Origin of the sequence: Nostocoides jenkinsii Ben 74, from assembly GCF_001046875.1 — a bacterium.
Lineage (GTDB): Bacteria > Actinomycetota > Actinomycetes > Actinomycetales > Dermatophilaceae > Nostocoides_A > Nostocoides_A jenkinsii.
The window spans coordinates 1037641-1054891 of the sequence record NZ_HF571038.1 but is presented as its reverse complement, the minus strand read 5'-3'; the positions used below and the strand labels follow the sequence as shown (position 1 = coordinate 1054891).

At 67.7% G+C, this 17251-nt stretch carries 19 protein-coding genes; 14 read left to right on the top strand and 5 right to left on the bottom strand.

What is annotated here, in order from left to right; genetic code table 11:
• Nucleotides 1-47: 47 nt before the first annotated feature.
• Together BN13_RS04960 and BN13_RS04955 are read right to left on the bottom strand one after the other, a co-directional pair.
• Nucleotides 48-380, bottom strand: a complete 333-nt coding sequence (locus BN13_RS04960; RefSeq protein WP_048544917.1) for a TfoX/Sxy family protein — start codon at nucleotides 378-380, stop codon at nucleotides 48-50.
• Nucleotides 377-763, bottom strand: a complete 387-nt coding sequence (locus tag BN13_RS04955) for a hypothetical protein (protein ID WP_048544915.1) — start codon at nucleotides 761-763, stop codon at nucleotides 377-379. Before BN13_RS04955 ends, BN13_RS04960 begins: the two co-directional genes overlap by 4 nt.
• A gap of 69 nt (nucleotides 764-832) precedes the next feature.
• On the opposite strand from BN13_RS04955, the gene BN13_RS04950 reads away from it, so the two are divergent.
• The 13 genes from BN13_RS04950 to ppk2 all read left to right on the top strand — a co-directional run bounded on the left by BN13_RS04950 (nucleotide 833) and on the right by ppk2 (nucleotide 13746).
• Nucleotides 833-1504, top strand: a complete 672-nt coding sequence (locus BN13_RS04950; RefSeq protein WP_048544913.1) for a winged helix-turn-helix transcriptional regulator — start codon at nucleotides 833-835, stop codon at nucleotides 1502-1504.
• A gap of 144 nt (nucleotides 1505-1648) precedes the next feature.
• Nucleotides 1649-2365: a UMP kinase gene (gene pyrH, locus BN13_RS04945; RefSeq protein WP_048548897.1), complete on the top strand. Its 717-nt coding sequence runs from the start codon at nucleotides 1649-1651 to the stop codon at nucleotides 2363-2365.
• Nucleotides 2366-2464: 99 nt separating this feature from the next.
• Nucleotides 2465-3022 (top strand): ribosome recycling factor, encoded by a 558-nt coding sequence (frr, locus tag BN13_RS04940; protein WP_048544911.1) that lies wholly within the window; start codon nucleotides 2465-2467, stop codon nucleotides 3020-3022.
• Nucleotides 3023-3121: 99 nt separating this feature from the next.
• Nucleotides 3122-3946 (top strand): phosphatidate cytidylyltransferase, encoded by an 825-nt coding sequence (locus tag BN13_RS04935; RefSeq protein WP_235433943.1) that lies wholly within the window; start codon nucleotides 3122-3124, stop codon nucleotides 3944-3946.
• Nucleotides 3943-5151 carry a 23S rRNA (adenine(2503)-C(2))-methyltransferase RlmN gene (rlmN, locus tag BN13_RS04930; RefSeq protein ID WP_048544908.1) on the top strand — a complete coding sequence of 403 codons (1209 nt, stop codon included), beginning with the start codon at nucleotides 3943-3945 and terminating at the stop codon, nucleotides 5149-5151. The genes BN13_RS04935 and rlmN overlap by 4 nt, the downstream gene beginning before the upstream one ends.
• A gap of 59 nt (nucleotides 5152-5210) precedes the next feature.
• Nucleotides 5211-6617 (top strand): glycine--tRNA ligase, encoded by a 1407-nt coding sequence (locus BN13_RS04925; protein ID WP_048544907.1) that lies wholly within the window; start codon nucleotides 5211-5213, stop codon nucleotides 6615-6617.
• A gap of 49 nt (nucleotides 6618-6666) precedes the next feature.
• Nucleotides 6667-7722 carry an iron-siderophore ABC transporter substrate-binding protein gene (locus tag BN13_RS04920; protein ID WP_048544906.1) on the top strand — a complete coding sequence of 352 codons (1056 nt, stop codon included), beginning with the start codon at nucleotides 6667-6669 and terminating at the stop codon, nucleotides 7720-7722.
• Entirely contained in the window at nucleotides 7719-8708 is a 990-nt protein-coding gene (locus BN13_RS04915) for a FecCD family ABC transporter permease (protein ID WP_235433942.1), read from the top strand. The genes BN13_RS04920 and BN13_RS04915 overlap by 4 nt, the downstream gene beginning before the upstream one ends.
• Nucleotides 8705-9748 (top strand): FecCD family ABC transporter permease, encoded by a 1044-nt coding sequence (locus BN13_RS04910; protein WP_048544904.1) that lies wholly within the window; start codon nucleotides 8705-8707, stop codon nucleotides 9746-9748. Before BN13_RS04915 ends, BN13_RS04910 begins: the two co-directional genes overlap by 4 nt.
• Nucleotides 9745-10599 (top strand): ABC transporter ATP-binding protein, encoded by an 855-nt coding sequence (locus BN13_RS04905; RefSeq protein ID WP_235433941.1) that lies wholly within the window; start codon nucleotides 9745-9747, stop codon nucleotides 10597-10599. Before BN13_RS04910 ends, BN13_RS04905 begins: the two co-directional genes overlap by 4 nt.
• Nucleotides 10574-11560, top strand: coding sequence for a siderophore-interacting protein (locus tag BN13_RS04900; RefSeq protein ID WP_048544903.1), 987 nt, complete (start codon nucleotides 10574-10576; stop codon nucleotides 11558-11560). The genes BN13_RS04905 and BN13_RS04900 overlap by 26 nt, the downstream gene beginning before the upstream one ends.
• A 71-nt stretch (nucleotides 11561-11631) precedes the next feature.
• Nucleotides 11632-12822 carry a monooxygenase gene (locus tag BN13_RS04895; RefSeq protein ID WP_048544901.1) on the top strand — a complete coding sequence of 397 codons (1191 nt, stop codon included), beginning with the start codon at nucleotides 11632-11634 and terminating at the stop codon, nucleotides 12820-12822.
• A 33-nt stretch (nucleotides 12823-12855) separates the two neighbouring features.
• Complete coding sequence (gene ppk2 / locus BN13_RS04890) at nucleotides 12856-13746, top strand: polyphosphate kinase 2 (protein ID WP_084733909.1); 891 nt, start codon at nucleotides 12856-12858, stop codon at nucleotides 13744-13746.
• Nucleotides 13747-13950: 204 nt separating this feature from the next.
• Here ppk2 and BN13_RS04885 read toward each other — a convergent pair whose 3' ends face one another.
• Entirely contained in the window at nucleotides 13951-15039 is a 1089-nt protein-coding gene (locus BN13_RS04885; protein WP_201329049.1) for an LOG family protein, read from the bottom strand.
• A 26-nt stretch (nucleotides 15040-15065) separates the two neighbouring features.
• The gene (locus BN13_RS04880) at nucleotides 15066-16271 is read right to left on the bottom strand and encodes a DNA glycosylase AlkZ-like family protein (protein ID WP_048544898.1); all 1206 of its coding nucleotides are present in this window, start codon (nucleotides 16269-16271) and stop codon (nucleotides 15066-15068) included.
• An 89-nt stretch (nucleotides 16272-16360) separates the two neighbouring features.
• Between BN13_RS04880 and BN13_RS04875 the strand changes: the two genes are divergently transcribed.
• Entirely contained in the window at nucleotides 16361-16630 is a 270-nt protein-coding gene (locus BN13_RS04875) for a hypothetical protein (protein ID WP_048544896.1), read from the top strand.
• 51 nt (nucleotides 16631-16681) lie between these two features.
• Here the strand turns inward: BN13_RS04875 and BN13_RS04870 are convergent, their stop codons facing one another.
• Complete coding sequence (locus BN13_RS04870) at nucleotides 16682-17227, bottom strand: Uma2 family endonuclease (protein ID WP_048544895.1); 546 nt, start codon at nucleotides 17225-17227, stop codon at nucleotides 16682-16684.
• Between the last annotated feature and the right edge of the window lie 24 nt (nucleotides 17228-17251).

The following is a 17251-nucleotide window of genomic DNA, read 5'->3' as shown; positions in this document are numbered from 1 at the left end:
GCCGCGTTTGCGGCCGGCCACCGATGAATGGGGGTGGGGAGGGTGCTCTACTTGGCGTCTTGCGCTTCGTGGAAGGAAAGTGCCGGCTCGAGCCAGGCGTCGAGCCCGGCCCCCTGGAGGGCAGCCTGCTCAACGCTGACCCAGCCGTCGCCCATGGGGCGGTCTGTCCCCATCAGCGCGGGGTGGCAGCCGGGGCGCGCGAGCAGATCCTTCGCGGCCGTGGGATCAATGCGTAGCAGGAGCTCTCCATCCCGGCGCGCGGCGACGACCATGCGTCCCTCGACCATGAAGGACACGCCGCCGAACATCGGCACCTCGCGAGGGTCGCGGTCACTTAGCGCTTCACGTACCCGCTCGACAAGGTCCTTCTGGGCCGTCATCGCCCGCCCTTTTCGATGTACTCGGGTCCGCTGTAGTGCAGGTTCAAGGACGTGATGCGCCCGCCGTCGAAGGTGAAGAACTCCGCGAAGGTCATCGGGCCGCCGGGCATGGTTGCGGTGTAGAGCACGGCCGAGCCGTGAGGACTGTGCACGTCGTGGATGATCTCGATCTCCTGGACCGTCCCGATGAAGCCGGCTACGCCGATCAGGAAGCCCTCGGTCGCATCGGGGAGATGTCCAGCAAGGGAGCCGGTGAAGTCGAGGTGGTCGCCCAGCAGGGGCCGCAGGGTGGCCCCGTCCTGGTAGTCATCGGTGCCGGACTCGAGGATCCGGTAGTAGTCCTTGAGGACCTGTGGCGCTTCGGAAGACAGCGTGGCAGGCATGACTCTCCTTGGTGTGACGATGGTTCTTGATACTTTCAAGCAGATACTTGAGAAAGTCAAGGAGGTCACGTGAAGTCCTACGGTCAGCTCTGCTCGATCGCCCGCGCGCTGGATGTCGTCGGCGACCGGTGGACTCTCCTGATCGTGAGGGAGCTCCTGATCGGGGGTGAACTGCGCTTTGGTGAAGTGCAGCGCGGCCTGCCTGGCATCGCGACGAACCTGCTCACCCAACGCCTGCGGGACCTCGAGACGAACGGTGTCGTGATTCGCGAGCCCTCATCAGGCACCTCGGGCACGCCGAAATACCAGCTCACCGACCGCGGCCGGGCCCTGGACGGAGTGCTGCGTGAGCTTCTGAGGTGGGGTGCCCCGGCAGTTCCGGATGCGCCGAGCGACGCGATCTTCCAAATGCATTGGCTCAGCCAGCCAGCTCGCTTCCTCCTCAAGGATCACCGACCGGATGATCCCGCGGTCGTCATCCGGTTCGGCACCTTCGACGACGGCTTCGACCTCACCGCAGCCGGAGGCACCATCACGGTGACCCCCTGTCAGCGCGACGCCAGCCCCCTGGCGGCGGTAGCAGGGCCGGGGCCGATCCTGGTTGCCCTCCTGCAAGGCGCAATGCCCCTACCCATTGCTATCGCACAAGGTGTGCATGTCGCTGGTGATGCCGCAACCTTGACACGAGTGCTGCCACCGCCCCCGCCCGCGTCAACTAATGTCCCCGGTCAGTACACCTAGCGCCGCGATCGGCGGCCCCGTGTGCGAGGATTCGAGGCGATCCGTCGCGCGCCGGGACCCGGCCGAGACCACCCCCATAAGGAGACGTTGACCGTGAGCGCTGCCCCCACGTCCGAGACCTTTGAGACGCGGGCGGGGGAGCCGCTGCACGGCACCTACCGACGGGTCCTGCTCAAGCTGTCCGGTGAGGTGTTCGGCGGCGGACGCATCGGCTTGGCCCCGGATGTCGTTCGCGGCATCGCCCAGCAGATCGCCGAGGCCGTGCGCGAAGGCATTCAGGTGGCCGTCGTCATCGGTGGCGGCAACTTCTTCCGAGGTGCCGAATTGCAGCAGCAGGGGATGGATCGCACCCGGGCCGACTACATGGGCATGCTCGGCACGGTCATGAATTGCCTTGCGCTGCAGGACTTCTTGGAGAAAGAAGGGATTGACACCCGCGTCCAGAGCGCGATCACCATGGGCCAGGTCGCCGAGCCGTATATCCCGCGCCGCGCTATTCGCCACCTTGAGAAGGGCCGGGTCGTCATCTTCGGCGCCGGGGCCGGTATGCCGTTCTTCTCCACCGACACGGTCAGCGCGCAGCGCGCGCTGGAGATCAAGTGTGATGCCGTGCTGATGAGCAAGAATGGTGTGGACGGCGTTTATGACGCCGATCCCCGCACCAACCCCGAGGCCACGAAGTTTGACAAGGTCACCTATCAGGAGGCCATCACGAAGGGCCTCAAAGTCGTCGATGCGGCGGCCTTCAGCCTGTGCATGGACAACGGGCTCGACATGATCGTGTTCGGCATGGAGGGTCCGGGCAATATCACCCGTGCCGTGCGTGGGGAGCGGATCGGGACTCTCGTCACCACGGGGTGACCGGGGCTGTCGGGGGGAGATGACACACTTGACGTTGAGACCGCGGCTCGCCGCGGCATACGACGAACCTGCCCGGCATAGGGACGAAATGGAGCCGACATGATCGACGAGACGCTGCTCGAGGCCGAGCTGAAGATGGAGAAGGCCATCGAGGTTGTGCGCGAGGACTTCGCCGGCATCCGCACTGGCCGAGTCAACCCGGCGATGTTTGCCAAGGTCATGGTCGACTACTACGGCGCGCCGACGCCGCTGCAGCAACTCGCCTCCTTCACCGTGCCCGAGGCGCGTGTGCTGATGATCAGCCCGTTCGACAAGAGCTCGCTGCACAGCATCGAGCGGGCGCTGCGCGACAGCGACTTCGGCGGCAACCCCAGCAATGACGGCAACATCATCCGCATCGTGCTGCCGGAGCTGACGCAGGAGCGCCGCAAGGAATACATCAAGGTCGCGCATCGCAAGGGTGAGGACGCCAAGGTCGCCATCCGCAATGTCCGCCGCCACGCCATGCAGGATCTCGACAAGCTGATCAAGGATGGCGAGGTCGGTGAGGACGACGGCAAGCGCGGCGAGAAGGACCTCGACGCGACGACCAAGAAGTTCGTCGAGCAGGTCGACGAGATGATGAAGCACAAGGAAGCCGAGCTGCTCGAGGTCTGAGCGCTTCCGTCTTCCGTGACCGTCCCCCAACGTGAACCCGCCCGGATGAGCGAGCCCGCCCCGATGGCAGAGCCTGCTTCGACGTCGGAGCCTGCTCGGGTGACGCCGGCCCCCTCCCGGGCCGGCCGCAACCTGCCCCAGGCCATCGGCGTCGGCGTCGCGCTCGCCGCGCTCGTGCTGGGCACGCTTGCGCTGGAGAAGGACTGGTTCGGCTATGTCATCGCTGCGGCGATGGCCGTCGGCGCCTGGGAGATGCGCGAGGCCCTGCGTCATCGCGACATCGACGTGCCGCTCACCCCGGTCGTGGCGGGGTCGGTCCTGATGATTCTCGGCGCGCTGCACAATGGTGCCGAGTCGCTGGCCATCGCCTTCGGCCTCACGGTCGTGGCGGTGCTGCTGTGGCGGGTGTTGGAGGGCGTTGCGGGGGCAGCGAAGGATGTCGCCGGTGGGGTGTTCGTGGCCCTTTATCCCGGCTTTCTGGGCGGCTTTGCCGCGCTCATGCTTGCCGAAGACGACGGCGTTGGGCGGATCGTCACCTTCATCCTGACCACCGTCTGCTCCGACATCGGGGGGTATGCCGCGGGCGTCCTCTTCGGCAAGCACCCGATGGCCCCGAAGCTGTCGCCGAAGAAGTCGTGGGAAGGCTTCGCGGGTTCGGTCACCTTCTGCGCGATCGCCGGCGCCGCGAGCGTTGCGCTCCTGTTGGATGGGCCGTGGCTTGGCGGGGCAGCCCTGGGAGTGTTGGTGGCGGGGTGCGCCACGGTCGGTGACCTGATGGAATCCAGCCTCAAGCGCGATCTGGGAATCAAGGACATGTCAAATCTGCTTCCGGGACATGGAGGTTTGATGGACCGCCTCGACTCCCTGATCGTCGTGGCGCCGATCTGCTGGGCGCTGCTCTATGTCTTGGCGCCAGTGTCATGAGCGCCGAGGACCTTCCGCTGGGCCGGCCCGTCCCGGGCCAGTTGACGTTCACTGCGCCTCGGCGGGGCAAACCGCCGCGCCATCTGGCCGATCTTGACCCGGCCGAGCGTCGGGCGGTGGCCGGCGAGCTTGGGGTGCCGGCCTTCCGGGCGAACCAGCTTTCCCGGCACTACTTCGAGCACCTGAGCATCGATCCGTCGACGATGACCGACCTGCCAGCCGCCGCGCGCGACCAGTTGGTCGGCGACCTGCTGCCGCCCCTGCTCACGCCGGTGCGCGAGTTGCAAGCCGACCGAGGCGCGACGATCAAGTCCGTATGGCGCCTCCACGACGGCGCGCTCGTCGAGTCAGTGCTGATGCGCTACCCGAAGCGCGTGACGATCTGCATTTCCAGTCAGGCCGGCTGCGGGATGAACTGCCCGTTCTGTGCCACCGGACAGGCCGGGCTGACCCGCAATATGTCGACCGGCGAGATCGTGGATCAAGTGCGTGCTGGTGCGGCGTGGCTGCGCTCTGGCGACCTGCCCGCAGTGGTGGGCGGGTCCGGTGGTGTGGACCTCGGGAGTGAGGCCGAGAACGAGGGCGACGGCGCGGCATACGGCCCGAATCGGATCAGCAATATCGTCTTCATGGGCATGGGGGAGGCCCTGGCCAACTACAAGGCCGCCATCGGCGCGATCCGGCGGTTGACCGATAAGGCGCCCGACGGCTTTGGGATCAGCGCGCGTGGCGTCACGATGTCCACCGTCGGCCTGGTGCCCGGCATCGACAAGCTTGCGGCAGAAGGTATTCCGGTCACTCTCGCGCTGTCGCTGCACGCGCCCGACGACGGGCTGCGCGACGAACTCGTGCCGATCAACACTCGGTGGAAGGTCGATGAGGCGATCGACGCGGCATACCGCTACTTCCAGGCCACCAAGCGCCGGGTGAGCATCGAATATGCCCTGATCCGCGATATCAACGACCAGGCCTGGCGGGCGGATCTGTTGGGGGAGAAGCTCAACGCCCGGGGCCGGGGGTGGGTGCACGTCAACCCGATCCCGCTCAACCCGACCCCTGGCTCGAAGTGGACGGCCTCGCGGCCCGGGGTCGAGCAGCAGTTCGTCGAGCGGTTGCGGGCACACGGCATACCTACCACTGTCCGGGACACGCGCGGCTCCGATATCGACGGTGCCTGCGGCCAACTCGCCGCCGCGACCCCCTGACTGTCGCCCTGAGCGGCGGCGATTGGGAGCGGCCATGGGGCCGCGGATAACCTTGCCGCATGGCCAAGGAGATCTCCACCGTCGACACCGTCGTCAACCTCTGCAAGCGTCGGGGTTTCGTCTTTCCGTGCGGTGAGATCTATGGCGGCACGCGCTCGGCATGGGACTACGGCCCCCTCGGTGTGGAGCTGAAAGAGAACATCAAGCGCCAGTGGTGGAAGTCGATGGTCCACGGCCGCGAGGACGTGGTCGGCCTTGACTCCTCGATCATCCTGCCGCTGCAGACCTGGGTCGCCTCCGGTCACGTCGGCGCCTTTTCGGACCCGCTGATCGAGTGCCTCCAGTGCCACAAGCGGCACCGGATGGATCATCTTCAGGAGGCGTATGCCGAGCGCGCCGCGAAGAAGGGCCAGCAGGTCAACCCCGACGAGGTTCCGACGACCGACCTCGGCTGCCCCGACTGCGGCACCAAGGGCCGTTGGACCGAGCCGCGCGCCTTCAACATGATGCTCAAGACCTATCTCGGCGTCGTGGACGACGAATCCGGCCTGCACTACCTGCGTCCGGAGACCGCGCAGGGCATCTTCATCAACTACCTCAATGTCCAGAACGCGGCGCGGATGAAGCCGCCCTTCGGCATCGCTCAGACCGGCAAGTCCTTCCGCAACGAGATCACCCCGGGCAACTTCATCTTCCGCACGCGCGAGTTCGAGCAGATGGAGATGGAGTTCTTCGTCAAGCCGGGCACCGATGAGGAATGGCACCAGTACTGGATCAACGAGCGGCTGAACTGGTATGTCGATCTCGGGATCGCCCGCGACAACCTGCGCCTTTACGAGCACCCGAAGGAGAAGCTCTCGCACTACTCCAAGGGGACGGTGGATATCGAGTACCGCTTCCGCTTCGCCGGCTCGGAGTGGGGTGAGTTGGAGGGCATCGCCAACCGGACGGACTTCGACCTCGGCACGCACTCGAAGCATTCCGGGACCGATCTGGTCTTCTTCGATCAGGCGTCTGGTGAGAAGTACACGCCCTATGTCATCGAGCCGGCGGCCGGCCTCTCGCGTTCGCTGATGACCTTCCTTGTCGAGGCGTACCACGAGGACGAAGCCCCCAACACCAAGGGCGGCGTCGACAAGCGGGTCGTGCTGCGCCTGGACAAGCGCCTCGCCCCGGTCAAGGCGGCCGTGCTGCCGCTCTCCCGGCACGCCGACCTGTCGCCGAAGGCCCGGGAACTCGCCGCCCAGCTGCGCAAGAACTGGAATATCGAGTTCGACGACGCCCAGGCCATTGGCCGGCGCTATCGCCGCCAGGACGAGATCGGCACGCCTTTCTGCATCACGGTCGACTTCGACACCCTCGAGGATCAGGCCGTCACGATCCGCGAGCGCGACAGCATGGCGCAGGAGCGCGTCGCGCTCGACCAGGTCGAGGGCTACCTCGCGGCGCGCTTGATCGGCTGCTGAGCCCAGAGCCGACTTGCAAGGTTAGGTAAGCCTTACCTAACCTTGGCGCATGACGTCCTTCTCGCGCCGCGGCGCCCTCGCAGCCGTCCTGCCCACCCTGCTCCTAACGGCCTGCTCGACGGGCCCCGCTGGCTCCACGAGCACGACCGGCTCGGGAACCAGCAGCACCGGAACGGCCAGCACCTCGGGCACCACCACCGCCGCCGCCTTCCCGGTCACGATCGAGCACGCCTTCGGCTCGACAACGATCGAGAAGGAACCGACCCGCATCGCCACCATCGGCTGGAGCGACCAGGACCACTTGGTTGCGCTCGGCATCGTGCCGGTGGGCGCCACGAAGCTGACCTGGGGAGGCAACGCGGCGGGGTCCTCCGATTGGTTCGACTCCGCGCTTGCGAGTCTCGGCGGCGACGCGCCAGTGCGCTATGACGACGCTGATGGCGCCCCGATCGAACAGATTGCGGCCCTGAGCCCAGACCTGATCCTCGCCACGAACTCCGGTCTGACGCAGGAGGATTACGATAAGCTCGTCAAGATTGCCCCCGTCGTGGCCTACCCCGAGGCGCCGTGGATCACCCCGTGGCGCACCTCGCTGGCAACTGTCGGCAAGGCCGTCGGTCGCAGTGACAAGGCTGCCCAACTGACCGCCGCCGCCGAGCAGCAGATCACGGCCGCCACGACCGAGCACGCCAACCTCACGGGCACCTCGCTCATCTTCGGCTACCTCACCACCGCGGACCTCGGCACCGTCGGTGTGTATGCCGCGCAGGACCCCCGCGTCGCCCTCATGCGCGACTTCGGGTTGGTCGATGCCCCAGCCGTCGCCGAGGTCGTCAAGGCGGGCGAGTTCTATGGCTCTGTTTCCGCCGAGCGCGCCGCGGACCTCACCTCCGACGTCTTCTTGACCTGGTCCGAGAACCCGAGTGACATGAAGACCTTTGAGGACAACAAGCTCATCGGGCAGATCCCGGCGATCAAGGACGGCCACGCGTATGCGGAGGCCGACAAGCCGACCGCGCTCGCGGTGACCAACCCGACCCCGCTCTCGATCCCGGTGGTCATCGACAAGTTCATCCCCAAGGTCGCCGCGGCGATCGGGTCGTGACCGGGCGGGCCAGTCGCCTCGCGATCGCCTTGCTCATGCTGGCGGTCGTCGCTTCCGTCTGCTCGCTGCTCATCGGATCCCGGTGGCTCGCGCCCGCGTCCCTGTGGTCGGCCCTGACCGACGGAAGCGACCCGTCGGCCGGCATCGCGCAGGCCCGCCTCGACCGCACGCTGCTCGCCGCGGCGGTCGGGGCGGCCCTGGCGCTCGCCGGTGCCCTCCTGCAGGGAGTGACGCGAAATCCGTTGGCGGACCCCGGGATTCTCGGGATTAATGCCGGCGCGTCCTTCGCGATGGTGGTAGCCATGGCCGGCTTCGGGATCTCCGATCTTGGGGCGTATGTCGCGGTGGCCTTCCTCGGTGCCGGCCTCGCCCTGATCTTTGTCCACGCGGTCGCGGCGGCCGGACGAGATGGCGCCACGCCGACCACATTGGCGATCTGTGGGGCGGCCGTCACGGCCGTCCTGGCCAGCGCTACCTCCGCGGTGCTCTTGCTGGACCGCCAGACGATGGAGTCTTTCCGTTTTTGGCAGGTCGGAACGGTCAGCGGCCGGGACCTGTCGGTGCTGACCATCGGTGCGCCCTTCCTCGCCGTCGGCATCGTTCTCGGCCTCTTGTGCATCCGCCTCCTTGATGCCGCTGCTCTCGGTGACGACCTGGCCCGCGGCCTCGGCCGGCGCGTCGGTCGCGACCGGGCGGTGGTCGCCGTTGCTGTCGTGCTGCTCGCCGGCACCGCCACGGCGCTGGCCGGTCCGATCGCCTTCGTCGGCCTGCTGGTGCCCCACGCCGTCCGCGCTTTGGCCGGCCCAGGGCATCGCACCTTGCTGCCGCTGTGCGTGCTCGGTGGCGCGGTCCTCACGCTGCTAGCGGACACGGTCGGCCGAGTCTTGTTGCCGCCGGCCGAGATTCAGGTTGGCGTCATGGTCGCACTTATTGGCGGACCGGCCTTCGTGATGCTGGTCCGCCGCGGCCGGACGGTGGCGCTATGAGCACGGTGACGCCCACCCTCGAACCGTCGATCGTCGCGGTGCGGTCGGCGCGGCGACGGGTGGCGCGGCGCACGGCATACGCCATCACCGGGCTCACCGTCGTCTGGATCGCGGTCTTCCTCGTGCGGATCACCCAGGGGGATTACCTCATCTCCCTGCCGGACGCGGTACGCATCATCCGCGGCGCCGAGATCCCCGGCGCGAGCTACATCCTGATGGAGTCCAAGCTGCCGCGGGCGGTTCTCGGCACGGGGGTTGGCGTGGCCCTCGGCTTAGCCGGAGCGATCTTCCAAACGACGTTGCGCAACGAACTTGCCAGCCCGGACATCGTCGGCGTCACGCTGGGCGCTAGTTCCGCAGCGGTTTTCGGCATCGTCGTCCTCGGCCAGAGTGGCTCCGTCATCTCGGCGCTCGCCGTCGCGGGCGCCCTCGGCGTCGCGCTGACCGTGCGGGCTCTCGCCGACGGTCACAACGGCTACCGACTCGTCCTGCTCGGCATCGGCATCAGCGCGGTCATGTCTGCGGTCATCCAATATCTCTTCACACGCGTCGATGAGTTCAACGCCACCAAGGTGCTGCAGTGGCTGGGCGGCAGCCTGAGCAATGTCGAATGGCGAGCCATCGCTCTCTTCTTCGCGCTCGCCGTGCCGGTCCTGGTCGCCATCGCCGGGCTGTCGAAGCTCCTGCGGGTGGCCGAACTCGGCGACGACCTACGCGGCGGTCTCGGCGCGGGGCCGGGGTCTGTCGATGCCCTGATGGCCCTCGCGGTCATCCTCGCCGGGCTCGCCACCGCCGTCGCCGGGCCGGTCGCCTTTGTCGCCTTCCTCGCCGGCCCCATCTCGCGGGCGCTGACCGGCGGCCGCACGCGCCTGGTCGCCGCGGCTCTCGTCGGTGCCATCATCGTCGTGCTCGGTGACTACATCGGCGCCTACGTGCTCGGCGATATCAACCTGCCGGTCGGCATCATCACCGGCGCAATCGGTGCCCCCGCGCTGATCTGGCTGATCGCCACCGGTCGCACCACGAGAGGATCCCGTTGACTCCCAACGATATTCCCCGAGCAGGCGGGACGCCGTCTCGTCTGTATGCCCGTGATCTGAGCTTGGGCTACGGCTCGCACAGCGTCGTCCGCGACCTCGATGTCGTCATCCGGGACGGGCGTATCACCGGCATCGTCGGCGCCAATGCCTGCGGCAAGTCGACGCTGCTGCGCGGCCTGGCCCGCCTGCTTAAGCCAACCGCCGGCACCGTCATCCTCGACGGCACCGACATACACCGCCGGCCGACGGGCGAGGTGGCGCGCACGCTCGGATTGCTGCCGCAGCAACCCGTCGTTCCCACCGGGGTGACCGTCACCGACCTCGTCGGCCGCGGCCGCTATCCGCACCAGTCCGGCTTCCGGCGGTGGTCTCCCGAGGATGACGCCATCGTCGCCGAGGCCCTAGACCTCACCGGGACGATCGACCTCGCCGATCGCCTCGTCGACGAACTCTCCGGGGGCCAGCGCCAGCGGGTGTGGATCGCGATGGCGCTGGCGCAGCATACGGACCTGCTCCTGCTCGACGAACCCACGACCTATCTCGATCTCGCCCACCAGATCGACGTCCTCGACTTGCTCGCCGAACTCAACGCCTCCCGCGGCACCACCATCGTCATGGTCCTGCACGAACTCAACCTCGCCGCCCGCTACGCCGACCACCTCATTGCCATGCGGGGCGGGCAGATTCGCGCCGAGGGCACGCCCGATGAGGTGATCACCGAGGACATCATCCGCGACGTCTTCAGCCTCGCCTCGCGCGTCGTCCTCGACCCCGTCACCGCCACCCCGATGGTCCTGCCCCTCTCCACCCGACGCAAGGAGCCCCATGAGCGCCTCGACTCTCGACGCTGACACGATCCTGCCGACCATCCTCATCACCGACGCGCAGGTGTATGCCGTGCAGCGGCTCTCGCCCGCCTTCGTCCGCGTCGACATCGGCTCGCCACGCTTCGCGGACATCGCGCGCGACGAAGGGTTCGATACCCGGATCAAGCTGATCTTCCCGGGTCCCGATGGCGCGTTGCCGGAGATCCCCGAGGACCCCGAGCAGTGGTATGCCGGGTGGCTGGCGATGCCCGAGGCCGCGCGTAGTCCGATGCGCACCTACACGATCCGCGAGATCGTTGGCGCGGGCCAGGCGACGCGCGTCGTTATCGATTTCGTCGTCCATGAGGACGGCGATTCCGGCCCGGCGTGTCGGTGGGCGCTCGCCGCCCGGCCGGGCGACCGGCTGCAGGTCATCGCGCCGTTCGCGCCGGGGATCGCGGCCGGAAATCCATACCGCGGCACCGAGTTTCAACCGGGCACCGCTACCGACATCCTGCTCGTAGGCGACGAGACCGCCCTCCCGGCGATCGCCCGGATCCTCGCCGACCTCCCCCCGCAGACGCGGGGCACGGCATATGTCGAAATCCCGTCCGGGGACGACGTCCAGCCGCTCTCGGGGCCCGAGCACGTCTGGGTGACCTGGCTGGCGCGCGACGGCGCGGCATACGGCGAACGCGTGATCGGCGCGGTCCGGCGCCACCTCGGACTGACCGCGCACCCGAGCAGCCCGCCGCCCCGCGAACCGGACTCGAGCGCGAGCGCGCTGGACGTGGCGATCTGGGAAACCCGGACCTACTCGGCGTATGGCGAGGCACTGCCCGATCCGGCCGATGTCGTGGCCACGGATGAGCGGTATGCCTGGGTGGCCGGCGAGTCCGCCCTGGTCAAGGCGGTCCGGCGAGCTCTCGTCGACGAACTCGGCTGGGACAGAAGGCAAGTGGCGTTCATGGGCTACTGGCGGCGCGGAGTCGCGATGCGCTCCTAAGCGCTGCTGCGCCGGACGCGTTCATGGCTCGGGCGGCCCCGGCAGCGGGTGCAAGCGCTTACCCTTGGTAGATGCGTTTTCGTGCGTCGCTCGCCGCCCTTGCGGGTGTGCTGTTGTTGGCTGCCTGTGGCGGCGATCCGGCCGGTCTTCCTCAGCGAGAAGGCAGCCACCACACGCCGGCCGCGGCGGCATCCTCGGCGACCAGCAGCGGCAGTGCCACGACGACGGCGGCGGCGAAGCCCGTCGCGCTGCGCACCAGCGAACGTTTCCTCGAGCTGCGGATGCCCACGGCGTACACCCCGAGCGCGCCGAGTGGGAAGGGGACCGATGAATATCGCTGCTTCCTGCTCGACCCGAAGCTGGCCCAGGACTCGGTGATCACCGGCACCAACTTCCTGCCCGCTAACGCCAAGTTGGTCCACCACGTCATCCTTTACAAGGTCGAGCCCAAGGACGTCGCTAAGGCGCAGGCCAAGGACACCGCCGACAAGGGCGAGGGCTGGACCTGTTTCGGCGGCACCGGCTTGACCCGCAATGCCGGCCAGAACCTCGACGAGGCGCCGTGGCTCGGCGCCTGGGCCCCCGGCGCCAGCGAGCGGGTGACCGAGAAGGGCATCGGCACCGAGTTGCCCAAGGGCAGCCAGATCATCATGCAGATCCACTACAACCTGTTGGGCGGCAAGGGTTCCGACCAGAGCGCGGCCCGACTGCGGATCGCGCCCGACACAGGCAACTACAACTACCTGCGCACCATGCTGCTGCCCGCCCCGGTCGAGTTGCCCTGCCGCCCGGGCGTCGCCAACCGACTCTGCGACCGCAATGCCGCGATGGCCGACCTCGGCGAGCGATTCGGCCTCGAGGCCGCGACCGCCGACCTCCTGCACATTCTTTGCGGCGCCGAACCAGTTGGACCGACCCAAAAGTGCACCCGTCCGGTCAACCAGAAGATCGTCGTGCGCGCCCTCTCCGGCCACATGCACCTGCTCGGTCGCAAGATTTCCGTCGTCGCGAACGCCGGCACCCCCAACGCTCAGACGCTCCTCGACATCACCAACTGGGACTTCGACAACCAGGCTGCGACCGTCCTGCCGAAGCCCGTTACGCTGAAGCCGACGGACACACTCACCGTCCAGTGCACGCACGACCAATCGTTCCGCGACGTTTTGCCGGCGCTAGCCGACATTCCCGAGCGTTATGTCGTATGGGGCGAGGGCACCTCGGACGAAATGTGTCTCGGCATCGTGATGTTCACCGAGTCCTGACCCGGTTCCCGGTCGGGGGAAATGCAGGCTGACATGTCCCGTCCCGACAAGCACATCGCCCCCCCCGAAGGCGCCGACGACGCCGGTGAGTTCGCCGTCGCGACCGGCAAGGTCGGCGGCACCGGCAACCCCGACGACTACAAGAAGGACGGCCGCCTCAAGAGCACCGTCTATGACGTCGAGATGGAGCGCCTGCAGGAGCAATTAGTGCTCTTGCAGTACTGGATTCAAAAGCAGGGTCTGAAGGTCGTCGTCATCTTCGAAGGCCGCGGCTCCGCCGGCAAGGGCGGCGTCATCAAGCGCATCACCGAGCGCACCTCGCCCCGCACCGTCCGCGTCGCCGCCCTCCCCACGCCGACCGAACGCCAGAAGTCCCAGTGGTACTTCCAGCGCTATGTCGAACACCTCCCGGCCGCCGGCGAGATGGTGCTCTTCGACCGCAGCTGGTACAACCGCTCCAACGTCGAGTGGGTCATGGGCTTCTGCACCGAGGACGAGCACGCCGAGTTCCTGCGCAGCTGCCCCGAGTTCGAGCGCATGCTGGTCCGGTCCGGGATCATCGTCATCAAATACTGGTTCTCGGTGTCGTATGACGAGCAGCGCCGCCGCTTCGAGGCCCGCAACGCCGAGCCGCTCAAGCGCTGGAAGCTCTCCGACATGGACCTCGCCGAGCACGAGTTCTACGTGAAGTACTCCATGGCCAAGGACAACACCTTCCAGTACACCGACATCAAGCAGGCTCCCTGGTATGTCGTGCCCTCCGACGACAAGAAGGCTGCCCGCCTCAATTGCATCAGCCACCTGCTGAGCCAGTTCGCGTATGAGGATGTCGCCCCCGAGGTCGTCACGCTGCCCGAGATGAAGCAGATGCCGTATGTCCGCCCGCCCATGGGGGAGCAGACGTTCGTCGACGCGCGCTTCTGAGCGGTAGGTGGGGGGAAACGGGCGAACCCGAAGCAGGCCCCCTCGGGGCGGGAGATTCGTCGCGCCGCTCGCTCCTTCGTCGCTCGACTCTGCTCCTCGACCGCCCCTCCCGGCGCCTACTCCGGGTTCGCGCGGCTCAGGCGACCTAGCCGGCTCGTCTGCGCTCGTCGAAGGACGAGTCCGGGGACGGGGTGAGAGGACCGCCTAACGGGTACGGAGGAGTTCGGCGGCGTCGTCGACGGAGTCGACGAGGGCGATGCGGGAGGCCATGAGGCGGTCGCCGGCGAGGGCCGAGATGAGTTGCCAGACAGGGAGTTTCTCGCGCCAGTGCTGCTCGCCGACGAGGACGAGTGGGGGCGGGGTGGTGTCGGCGTAGTAGGCGCGGGTGGCGAACTGGAAAACTTCTTGGACGGTCCCCGCGGCGCCGGGGAGGACGACGATGCCGGCCTGGGAATGGGCGAGCAGCCAGTCTTCGCGGATGGCGTTGGAGAAGTATTTCGCGATGCCTTGGGCGAAGACGTTCGGCGGTTCGTGGCCATAGAACCAGGTCGGGATCCCGAGGCTGCGGGGGTCGGTCGGGGTGGCGTCGGGGGTCGCCAGGAGGTCGCGGGCGCGTAGGCCGCAGGCGGCCCAAGCGCCGATGTCGTCGGCGAAGGACGGGACGTCGGCGACGACGGTGAGGGCCCGGGTGAGATCGTCGGCGCTTCGGGCGAGGGCGCCGAGGTTGGCGGCCTCCATCGCGCCCGGTCCGCCGCCGGTGGTCACGAGGAAGCCGCGCTCGGCGAGGTCGAAACCGAGGCGGGCGGCATCGGCATACGCCTCGGTTCCCCGCCCGACGGCGTGGCCGCCCATGACGCCGATGACCTGCCGGTCGCGCACGAACTCGGCGAGGGCATCAGAGATGGAGTCGTCGTGAATCGCTTGCAGCAGAGCGGAAAAGACGTCGGGATGACGCAGTCCGTTGCGGTACCAGCCGTAGGCAAGGGCGTCGGGGGTGGCGGGATAACCGGCGGCGAGATCGGCATACAACTCGTCCGCGGTGTAGAGCCGCGCTCGATAGGGACGGATAGGCGCCGCGTCGGGGTCGTTGGGGAAGATGATGGCGCCGTGGGCGCGCAGGTGCGCGTCGAGCGCGGGGGAGAGGGTGCCGCCGAGCACGACTAGTTCGTCGAGATCGGTGCGGCGGTCTAAGCCGTGGTAGTCGGTGAGGTCGAGGTCCTGCAGGCGCAGACGTGCGGGGGCAAGACCGTCAGCGAGTGCCGCGTCGAGTTCCTCGATTGACTCGATTTCCACGCCGGGCGGCGGGTAATGACCGCGGGTCATGGCATCGCGTGCTGGCGCAGTGCGGCCAGGCGCGGGGCGCGACCGGCGGGGGAGTCGAGCGACATCCCTCGGTTGTCCCCGAGGTCGTCACGGATGTATGCCGCGGTCTCGCCGACCGCGACCAGCGTCGCCTTGCGTTGTGCCGCAGTGAGTTTCGTGATGGGTGCCCAGACGACCTCCTCGGTCGCAGGGTCGTAGTCCCAGAGTCCGATGAGGCGTCCACGGTCGACGATGCCCTGGTTCGGCAGGTCGGTGAGGGAGCCGCCGGCAGAGCTGCCGCGGGCCGGTTCGAGGAGTGGGTGCGCGCGATCGCGCTCGACTGTGAGCGAGTCCAGGTCCCGGCGCAGGAGCACAAGCGAGTCCAGCCAGCCGATCAGGGAGACCTGCGGCTCTGGTGGGGCCGCGAAGTCGGCGAACTCGGCCAGGGTGGCCGGAGTGGCGAGAAGCGTTGTGTCCGTGAGGGGTTCGAGGCCGAGGTCCGCGACCGCCTTGGTGGCATTGGTCTTGGTGAATCCAGAGAACCACTGGAAATGGGCCAGGGAGGCGAGCCCGATCCATCCCCAGTACTTCCGCGCCAACTCGGCGCGTGCCTCCTGCGGTGTGCCGTAAAAGGTTGGAGAAGAACGCCATACGGTGTATCGGAAGCGCTGCTGATCGAGCCGCCCGTCGATGGGAACCCGCCGGATGCGCGACTGCGCCTGCAGGACGCCGAGAGCGAGCGGCAGGGTCGTCGTCACGCCCTTCTTCTTGCCCTCGTCGCCAAGGCTGCGAACTTTGTCTCCCAACGACTTTCGCAGTCCGGCCGGGTCCGCATCACCATCGCTTAGTACGCCGACGACCTCGTCGGCGAGGGCGTCGATCTCGGCTCGGGTGACGCCCTGCTTCTCCGCGACCCGGAGTTCGCTGGTGCTGCTCACCCCGCCGCCGACGACCGGGGCCAGCGCGAAGTCGGTGGCGGGCAGCACATAGGTGCAATCGCGCGCCGACGGAAGTTCGTGAATGCGCAGCGCCGCGACATCCGCATCCGCCTGTTCACGGCGGATGCCCGCCCGGCTGAAGAGGGTGAGGTATGGCGTGGTCCCGCCGACCGAGCGCGCCCACCCGACCCGGTCCAGGACGTCTGCGCTGGTGGCGCTGGCGAGGGAGCCGTCCAACCCCTGACGATGGCTCCAGTACGCCCGCAGCGCAGCAACATCCGGCATGCCAGGCATCGTAGTGAGGCGCTGTGTAGCCGACCGCTCGGAATAGGTGGCGCTTGGCCCGTCGTTGCCCTGATGTGGAAAACGAATCGATGACCATCGAGGCGATGGAGTTTCACCGCTACCTTGTGAGCCTGCGCCAAGACGGCGACCCGATCGAGGTCGTCGTCGAATTGACGCCCGAGGCGATCGCCGACGCCGGCTTCGACGGAGCCGACGATCTTGAGTTGGTCCGGGCGACCATCGCCTTCCTCACTTCCCGCCAGCGCGCGGACGAACTCCCGGCCAACCTGGCCTTCGAGGGAGTCGTCGCGGCCTATCCCGATTTCGCGGACGCGGTCCGCGCCGACCTGGCAAGATAGCCGCCTCCGACGGCCCGGGCCTGCGAGGGGCGGTCAGTCGAGCAGGTCGGATCAGTCGAGCAGTGAGCCGGGCGCCAGAGTCACCGGGAACGGCAGGGTGGCGGTCCATTCGTCCCCGGCCGCGACATCTGCCACCAGCTGATAGGCGCCATCTACGAGGTCCCACGCGATGAGCCGCAGCGCAATCGGGTCGATGACCCAGTAGCTCGCGCAGCCGGCCTCCTCGAAGCGTGCCTTCTTGGTGTTGAGATCGATCAGCCGGGTGCTGGGAGACAACACCTCAACCGCCAGCAATGGTCGGAGAGGACGGTCCTTGTCGAAGAACCCCGCGCGCTCGACGACGAGAATGTCCGGCTGCAGCACCGTGTCCCGCGTATAGGCCACATCCAAGGGAGCGAAGGCAACGCACAGGTGGCCTGGACACGCGGCAGTGAGATCGATGTAGAACTTGCCTGCGCACAGTTGGTGCTCACGACCCGGTGACGGGGTCACAATCAGCGCCCCGTCGATGAGCTCGTAGCGGTGCCCGTCATCGGGCATCGCCGCGAGATCCTCGGCGGTCAGCGACCGCCCCCAGGGCAGCGTCGTCACGGTCATCAGTGTCCCTCACCTTGGGCCACG

Coding starts and splice junctions, on each gene's coding strand:
- BN13_RS04900 (WP_048544903.1), top strand. CDS start 10,574: ATGAGCGCCTCGACTCTCGACGCTGACACGATCCTGCCGACCATCCTC.
- BN13_RS04870 (WP_048544895.1), bottom strand. CDS start 17,227: ATGACCGTGACGACGCTGCCCTGGGGGCGGTCGCTGACCGCCGAGGAT.
- BN13_RS04875 (WP_048544896.1), top strand. CDS start 16,361: ATGACCATCGAGGCGATGGAGTTTCACCGCTACCTTGTGAGCCTGCGC.
- BN13_RS04955 (WP_048544915.1), bottom strand. CDS start 763: ATGCCTGCCACGCTGTCTTCCGAAGCGCCACAGGTCCTCAAGGACTAC.
- ppk2 (WP_084733909.1), top strand. CDS start 12,856: ATGTCCCGTCCCGACAAGCACATCGCCCCCCCCGAAGGCGCCGACGAC.
- BN13_RS04880 (WP_048544898.1), bottom strand. CDS start 16,271: ATGCCGGATGTTGCTGCGCTGCGGGCGTACTGGAGCCATCGTCAGGGG.
- BN13_RS04925 (WP_048544907.1), top strand. CDS start 5,211: ATGGCCAAGGAGATCTCCACCGTCGACACCGTCGTCAACCTCTGCAAG.
- rlmN (WP_048544908.1), top strand. CDS start 3,943: ATGAGCGCCGAGGACCTTCCGCTGGGCCGGCCCGTCCCGGGCCAGTTG.
- BN13_RS04920 (WP_048544906.1), top strand. CDS start 6,667: ATGACGTCCTTCTCGCGCCGCGGCGCCCTCGCAGCCGTCCTGCCCACC.
- frr (WP_048544911.1), top strand. CDS start 2,465: ATGATCGACGAGACGCTGCTCGAGGCCGAGCTGAAGATGGAGAAGGCC.
- BN13_RS04895 (WP_048544901.1), top strand. CDS start 11,632: ATGCGTTTTCGTGCGTCGCTCGCCGCCCTTGCGGGTGTGCTGTTGTTG.
- BN13_RS04960 (WP_048544917.1), bottom strand. CDS start 380: ATGACGGCCCAGAAGGACCTTGTCGAGCGGGTACGTGAAGCGCTAAGT.
- BN13_RS04910 (WP_048544904.1), top strand. CDS start 8,705: ATGAGCACGGTGACGCCCACCCTCGAACCGTCGATCGTCGCGGTGCGG.